Annotated in this window: 7 protein-coding genes; 5 read left to right on the top strand and 2 right to left on the bottom strand. The window is 57.7% G+C overall.

All coding sequences use genetic code 11. The features are described from left to right. On the bottom strand, positions 1-549 hold a 549-nt coding region (gene tssI / locus CKW31_RS14400), incomplete at its 3' end, for a type VI secretion system tip protein TssI/VgrG (protein ID WP_141230156.1). A gap of 240 nt (positions 550-789) precedes the next feature. On the opposite strand from tssI, the gene CKW31_RS14395 reads away from it, so the two are divergent. From CKW31_RS14395 to ppk2, 3 genes are all read left to right on the top strand, one after another. Next, the gene (locus CKW31_RS14395; RefSeq protein ID WP_027900182.1) at positions 790-1,017 is read left to right on the top strand and encodes a hypothetical protein; all 228 of its coding nucleotides are present in this window, start codon (positions 790-792) and stop codon (positions 1,015-1,017) included. Positions 1,018-1,069: 52 nt separating this feature from the next. Further along, positions 1,070-1,774 carry a YoaK family protein gene (locus tag CKW31_RS14390; RefSeq protein WP_095096019.1) on the top strand — a complete coding sequence of 235 codons (705 nt, stop codon included), beginning with the start codon at positions 1,070-1,072 and terminating at the stop codon, positions 1,772-1,774. 75 nt (positions 1,775-1,849) lie between these two features. Beyond that, positions 1,850-2,767 carry a polyphosphate kinase 2 gene (gene ppk2 / locus CKW31_RS14385; RefSeq protein WP_095096016.1) on the top strand — a complete coding sequence of 306 codons (918 nt, stop codon included), beginning with the start codon at positions 1,850-1,852 and terminating at the stop codon, positions 2,765-2,767. Between the two features lie 46 nt (positions 2,768-2,813). On the opposite strand, the gene CKW31_RS14380 is transcribed toward ppk2, so the two are convergent. After that, positions 2,814-4,670: a pyruvate kinase gene (locus CKW31_RS14380; RefSeq protein WP_095096013.1), complete on the bottom strand. Its 1,857-nt coding sequence runs from the start codon at positions 4,668-4,670 to the stop codon at positions 2,814-2,816. Between the two features lie 220 nt (positions 4,671-4,890). On the opposite strand from CKW31_RS14380, the gene CKW31_RS14375 reads away from it, so the two are divergent. Both CKW31_RS14375 and CKW31_RS14370 read left to right on the top strand, forming a co-directional pair. After that, positions 4,891-5,826 (top strand): AEC family transporter, encoded by a 936-nt coding sequence (locus CKW31_RS14375; protein WP_095096010.1) that lies wholly within the window; start codon positions 4,891-4,893, stop codon positions 5,824-5,826. A 66-nt stretch (positions 5,827-5,892) separates the two neighbouring features. Then, on the top strand, positions 5,893-6,849 hold the full coding sequence (locus CKW31_RS14370) for a class I SAM-dependent methyltransferase (protein WP_095096007.1): 957 nt from the start codon (positions 5,893-5,895) through the stop codon (positions 6,847-6,849). The last annotated feature ends 48 nt before the right edge of the window (positions 6,850-6,897 follow it).

Genomic DNA, 6,897 nt, shown 5'->3' with positions numbered 1-6,897 from the left:
GTCGGCAAACACCAGCAGATGCTCGTCAGGACTGTGCTGGAAGTGAAAATGGATACCCTCTTCTTCACACAGCCTGCGTACGAAATGCAGATCGGTTTCCTGATACTGGGTGCAGTAATCGCGAGGCTTGCAGGGCTCGCGCAGCCTGAACGCAAACCCGTTGCTGAAGATGGCGTGATCCTTGAGCACCAGCGCGATGATGTCCGGCACAGTCTTGCCTTGAAAGATCCGATGATTGCGGCGGTATTCCAGACGCTTGAGGCTGGGCACCAACTGGATGAAGTAGTGGGTAAAGCGCTTGCCGGAATCACCCTGCGCGACTTCGCCAATCTGCCCGTGAAAACCATGACCGTCAGCGTCAATTTTCAGGAAGGCCAGACGGTGCAGCAGATCATCCAGTTCGAGATTGGCCCGTTCGCTGACCAACTCGATGCGTACGCTGAACGGACGGCTGATGGATTCCTTTGCGGTGAAGGCCAGCACTCGAAAGTCATGCTCAAGCCCGGCAATTTCTAGCGTGAACGAGGCGCGATCTGCGGTGTTGAGCATGGGCAAGTCCTTGGCCTGAATAAAAGGCGGGACTTTGCCAACAGTCGCTCGGTACGTCAGTCAGCCGATACAGAGCAGGTTTGTAGGAAGCTTCCGAAGCACCGGAAGTCTCAGTTATCGTATTACATCCCGCCAAGACGTCTCTTAGGCATACGGAGGCAGCCAACACATTGCTTGTTCCCCCAGAAAAAGCGATGCTCCACCGCATAGAAATCGCGGTACTTATAAGAAGGAAACATCATGGCCCTCAACAAGCCGACCCAGGAACTCAAGCGTCACCTCAAGGGAACTGCCGAGAACCTTGAAAGCACTGCCAATGAAATACTCAAGCTCGCCGAACAAATGACTGATGTCGACGTCACGGCCATTCTGCAACTGGTCAACCGGCTGTATGGCGATGCCGACCAGCTCAAAGCCTATGCCGACGAAATCAAGGCCAAGCGGATCGTTCGCGCCAAAGCTCTTTAATCAAGCGTTGCAATGTTCTCGTCTGAATCTGTGATCAATGCAAGGACCTGCGATGCTTCCTTCCACCGCCACTGCCAGTGCTAATTTGAAGCATCTGCACATGCAGAAATGGCGTGGCCGAGTGGGTATGGGGTTGGCGGCGAGTCTCTCGGTTCTGGCAGGCATGACCGATGCCATCGGCTTCATGGCGACGGGCGACTTCGTCTCCTTCATGAGCGGCAACACCACCCGGCTGGCGGTGGCGATCAGCGATGGTGACCTGAACACCACCTCTCGCCTGCTGTTGGCAATCATCACTTTTGTGATCGGTAATGCGCTGGGGGTGATCGTTGCCCGGGTAAGTGGCCGACGCGCCCTGCCCTTGTTACTGAGTATTGGTATGCTGCTGTGCGCTGCCGCAGCCTGGCCAATGGCTTCGCAGATTATTACCGTCGTGGCGGCGATTCTGGCCATGGGCATGCTCAATGCCGCCGTTGAACAGGTCAACGGCCTGCCGGTGGGGCTGACGTATGTCACCGGCGCACTTTCGCGATTCGGTCGTGGCCTTGGGCGCTGGATGCTTGGCGAGCGCCGTGACGGCTGGCGGGTGCAGCTGGTCCCTTGGATTGGCATGTTCGTGGGGGCAATTATCGGCGCATTGCTGGAAAGCCGACTGGGAGCCAATGCGCTATTGATCAGCGGCGCATTTGCTGCAGTGCTGGGTTTACTGACCCTGTTCATCCCGTATCGCTGGCAGCGTCGTTACATCCCACGCTAAGTCTTTAAACTGTCACCTTTGCGTCATATGGGCTGATTACTATCTGAGGACTTTTCCTACAGATGAGTGCCCGATATGTCTCCTGACCACGAAAACCTGGCGCGGCGTATTCATCGCGAGCTGCTTGATCATAATGATGAAGAGCTGGAGCTCGAGCTGGCAGAAGACGAGTACAGCCTCGATAAACTGTTTGAAAACGATATCAGCGACAGCGATGAAAAACAGGCCCGCCGACGGTATTTCAGCGAACTGTTCCGCCTTCAGGGCGAGCTCGTCAAACTGCAAAGCTGGGTAGTGAAGACCGGGCACAAGGTCGTGATCCTTTTCGAGGGTCGCGATGCTGCCGGTAAAGGTGGCGTGATCAAGCGCATCACTCAACGCCTCAACCCGCGGGTCTGCCGTGTTGCCGCACTGCCCGCGCCCAACGACCGTGAACGCACTCAATGGTATTTCCAGCGCTACGTTTCGCACCTGCCCGCAGCCGGCGAAATCGTGCTGTTCGACCGCAGTTGGTATAACCGCGCAGGCGTGGAAAAGGTCATGGGCTTTTGCGACGACGATCAGTACGAGGAGTTTTTCCGTACCGTGCCCGAGTTCGAACGCATGCTCGCCCGCTCTGGCATCCAACTGATCAAATACTGGTTTTCGATCTCCGATCAGGAACAGCATTTGCGCTTTCTCAGCCGCATCCATGATCCGCTCAAGCAATGGAAGCTTAGCCCGATGGACCTGGAATCCCGTCGTCGCTGGGAGGACTACACCAAGGCCAAGGAAATCATGCTGGAGCGAACTCACATCGCCGAAGCGCCGTGGTGGGTGGTGCAGGCGGACGACAAGAAGACCGCGCGCCTGAACTGCATCCACCATTTGCTGGGCCAGATGCCGTACGAAGAAGTCGAGCAACCGGCGATTGAACTGCCGGAGCGTCAGCGCCGCGAGGATTACAGCCGCGTGCCGACGCCGAGTGACCTGATCATCCCGCAAATTTATTGAGCACTGCCCGACGAGCGCCTGGACCAGAGTCCAGGCGCTCTGGGGCTCAGGCGTTCAGCTCGGCGACACTCAGCTTGCGCAACAAGTCGCGCTTTTTGCTGCGATGCCCCTGCATACGCACCAATAAATCGTCCAGCGTCCCCATGGCTTCCAGAATGTGCGGGCCTTTGTTGAGCATCACACATTCAGCTCGCACGCCCATCGCCGCATCGGTAATTTCGGCGCGGGTTGCAGCGCCAGTCTTGGCCAGGGTGTCCAGCACCTGAGTTGCCCAGATCACGGGGACATGGGCCGCCTCGCAAATACAAAGGATTTCCTCCTGCAACTCCGCGGTTCTTTCAAAACCGTTTTCTACCGCCAGATCCCCCCGGGCAATCATCACACCCAGCCGCGGATTCTGCATGCCTGCCAGCAATAAAGCAGCCAGGCTTTCGAATCCGCGCCGCGTCTCGATTTTCAACACGACACCCAGATGCTCGGCATCAAGACGCTTCAAATGCGCCAGAAGTGATTTGACGTCTTCGGGGCTGTTCACGAACGACAACTCCACCACATCCGCATGCTGGGCGGCGAACGCAAGTGCCTCGAGGTCCTCGGGCGACAGAGCGTCGAGTTGCAGCTCGCTGTCGGGCAGATTAATGCCCTTGTCGCTTTTCAGTTTGGCTCCGCCCGGCGCATGGGTAATACGGATGGTAACGACGTCGGCCTGGACTGACTGGATACGCCCACCGATTTTTCCGTCGTCAAACCAGACCGGTTCGTTGGCGCGCAGGTCCTTGAACACTTCAGGCAACGTGCACCCGATACGCGCCGGGGTCAGGACCTTGCCGGTGCTATCGACCACTGCGGGATGACCGTGACTGGCATCAGCGCTCAGCAGTAAAACATCGCCCTCTTTGAGGACAATGCTTTGCTCCCGAAGCGGAACGCCGGTGATGCGTTCCGATTTCGGGCGACCCCGATGCTTTTTCAAGTGCAGCTCTATGCCGGGAATCATGTAGGCCGTCTTGCGCAACTCCGCCCGACAGCCTTGTTCGGTGACTTCAACGATCGACAGTGAACGACTTGAATCCCTCGCGTCCCTGAACGCAAGCTCATCACCGACCTGCAACTGCTTCAACCATTTTCCCGGCATCTGCAAACAATAGTCATCGTCCGAAAAGACCTCCGGCTCTTCGGCAAGCCAGACTTGAGCGGCGGTCACGATGCGTCCGAACTCATCACGTTGCGGGCGGAGTTTTAACACTGCGGGCCCGGGCTGTATCTGTCCCGTGCGCAACTTCGGCCCTGCAAGGTCCATCATGACCTGGCAGGTTCTGCCGACCTTGGCAGCGGCGCTGCGACCATGCTCAATCATTTTTAGCCAGGTAGCCGGGTCATCGTGAGCGCAGTTGATGCGTTGACAATCCATGCCTGCCTGCACCAGCTCACGCACCATGGAAGGATTGGTCGCGGCCTCCTGAGGCATGGTCACCATGATGCGTACTCCACGCTCTGGCGCTGGCCCGCCGAACAACTGGTCTGCATGCAGGTTCAGGAGCTTTTCCCCGGTCCGGTCCACCAGGCTTCCGGAATTCTCTTCAAGCTCTGCGCCGGGAAGCAAGCGCTTCAGGACATCAATCACCCTGTCGACCGATGCGAGCGTATTGGCTTCACAGCGTCCCAGGGAAGAAAGGCCCAGCCCGGACAACTGCTGTTGCAGAGGGCGAATATCATGGCGGCGCAATGCGAGATAGCCCAGCAAGTTGCGGGCACTGTCCAGATAATCCGGATGCACTTGCATGCTTTCGATGGGCGTCCGGGCAGCGGCCTCCATTTTGACTCGCAAAAAAGACAGACGCTTGAGCGCGGCTCGTATTTGCTGCTCATCCAACACGTTGAAGTCGGTTTCTATAATTGTCATGGCGGGCACTCGCTTCGAATGGAGACCATTGCGGTCCGTCAGACAAGCACCTGGACCAGCGCAATGTGCGGACTTAAAGGCTAAGGCTCGATTGTGACGATCTGCTTACTGTGGACGGCGAGCGGATGGACGGCCTGCGCAGCAGGGAAAATAGATTGGACGCTAACGATTTTCGTGCTTAACCTTGCCCGCCTGTTTGCGCGCAACGGGTCGGGCCTGAATGTTTGCTGTTCTCAATATATTGCTACCGATTTTCGCCCTGATCCTGCTGGGGTTCATCTGCCGCCGCACGAACCGCCTTGGCCCGAATGCCGCTTCGGAAATCAATCGGATGGTGGTCTGGCTGTGTTTACCGGCGCTGCTCTTCAGTGTTACGGCGACATCGACCTGGGAGCAGATCTGGCATCCGGGGTTCGTCATCGGCTTTACGTTGAGCACCTTGTCGGTGTTCGTCATCACCCTCTTGCTGCGCTGGAAGAAAGGCACCCATCTGGCTGACGCGAGCATCGACGCACTCGGTGGCTCCTACGCCAATGCGGGCTATATCGGTATCCCGCTGTGCGTGATGGTGCTCGGCCAGGAAGGACTGCAACCGGCGTTGGTCGGCGCACTACTGGTGGTCTGCGTTTTATTTGGCCTGGCACTGGTCTGTGTGGAAGTCGGACTGCAAACCGAACGCAGGCCGCACCGCATTGCCTTGAAAGTGTTTCTGGCGCTGGCGAAAAATCCTCTAGTGGTGTCCCCGATCCTCGGCGCGCTATGGGCAAGTACCGGCGCGCCCTTGCCCGGCGCGCTGGAAAAACTGCTCAGCCTCCTGGGTGCTGCGACCAGCCCTTGTGCATTAGTCGCGCTTGGCTTGTTTCTCGCCGAAAAACAACAAGGCACACGTGAAGGAACGTCGCTGTTGGTCCTGATCAAACTGATCGGCCACCCGCTGCTGACCTGGGTGCTGGTATTTCACGTATTCAATGTGCCGTTACTGTGGGCCAATGCTGCCCTGCTGCTCAGCGCACTGCCAACGGGCACCGGACCTTTCATGCTGGCTGAGTATTACAAGCGCGAAGCGTCACTGGTCTCGAGCACGATTCTGGTGTCGACCCTCGGCTCCCTCGTGACGCTGTCGATCTGCCTGTACGTGATCAGTCATCCCGGTTGATGTTGCTGCCCGTCCGGCGTCGATAACGTTTAACATGTCGCGCCTTTTCGCCACTGATTGCCCGTCATGACCCCAGAAGCACTCGCCATCCTCAACCAGCATCTGCTGGATGCCCTGCAAACCGCACCCGATGAAACACGCCGTCTGTTTCATGGCCGAGGCCGCGTCTGGCCGGGACTTGAACAGGTGACGGTCGACTGGATGCAGGGCGTGGTGCTGGTCTCACTGTTCCGCGAGCCCGCAAAGACCGAGCTTGAAGCACTGACCCAATTGCTGCTGGAACTGACCCGCTCGCCACAATGGCTGAACAGCAAGGCGCATACCTTGTTGCTGCAACATCGTTATCTGCCGGAAAGCACCACTGAGTGGCTGCTGGGTGAGCGGGTGGAAGAATGGCAAATCACTGAAAGCGGCCTGCACTTCAGGGTGGATCTAGGCAGGAAGCAGAACTGCGGTTTGTTTCTGGACATGCGTTACGGCCGCGATTGGGTGCGGGCTCACGCGCAGGGCAAGCGGGTGCTGAACCTGTTTGCCTACACCTGTGGTTTTTCGGTAGCGGCCATCGCTGGCGGCGCCGAACAGGTGGTCAACCTGGACATGTCCCGGGCGGCACTCACCCGCGGGCGTGAGAATCACCGCCTCAATCAACACGACCTGCGCAAAGTGAGCTTTCTGGACCACGAGCTGTTCAAGTCCTGGGGCAAGGTCAAAAAATCCGGCCCTTATGACCTGATTATTATTGACCCGCCCTCCTTCCAGCGCGGCAGCTTCCTGCTCGACAAGGATTACCAGAAAGTGCTGCGGCGCATGCCCGAGCTGCTGGTGCCGGGTGGTCAGGTGCTGGCCTGCATGAATGAACCGAGCCTGGGCTCCAGCTTCCTGATCGACCACACCGCCATCGAAGCGCCCAACCTGCGCTTCGAACAGCGTCTGGCCAATCCGCCTGAGTTCCCGGATGCCGAGGTCGAGGGTGGACTAAAGGCGCTGCTCTTCAAGGACATGTCTGAAACTGCAGAGATATAATATAACCCCCTATTAATTAGTTAGCTTTGCAACATTAAGCGCAGCAAA

This window comes from Pseudomonas sp. Irchel 3A5, from assembly GCF_900187575.1.
Classification (GTDB): domain Bacteria; phylum Pseudomonadota; class Gammaproteobacteria; order Pseudomonadales; family Pseudomonadaceae; genus Aquipseudomonas; species Aquipseudomonas folii.
This window is presented reverse-complemented; position numbering and strand designations above follow the sequence as displayed.

Bases quoted from the DNA above. Each gene is read 5' to 3' on its own strand.
- CKW31_RS14395 (WP_027900182.1), top strand. From the start codon at position 790: ATGGCCCTCAACAAGCCGACCCAGGAACTCAAGCGTCACCTCAAGGGA.
- CKW31_RS14390 (WP_095096019.1), top strand. From the start codon at position 1,070: ATGCTTCCTTCCACCGCCACTGCCAGTGCTAATTTGAAGCATCTGCAC.
- ppk2 (WP_095096016.1), top strand. From the start codon at position 1,850: ATGTCTCCTGACCACGAAAACCTGGCGCGGCGTATTCATCGCGAGCTG.
- CKW31_RS14380 (WP_095096013.1), bottom strand. From the start codon at position 4,670: ATGACAATTATAGAAACCGACTTCAACGTGTTGGATGAGCAGCAAATA.
- CKW31_RS14375 (WP_095096010.1), top strand. From the start codon at position 4,891: ATGTTTGCTGTTCTCAATATATTGCTACCGATTTTCGCCCTGATCCTG.
- CKW31_RS14370 (WP_095096007.1), top strand. From the start codon at position 5,893: ATGACCCCAGAAGCACTCGCCATCCTCAACCAGCATCTGCTGGATGCC.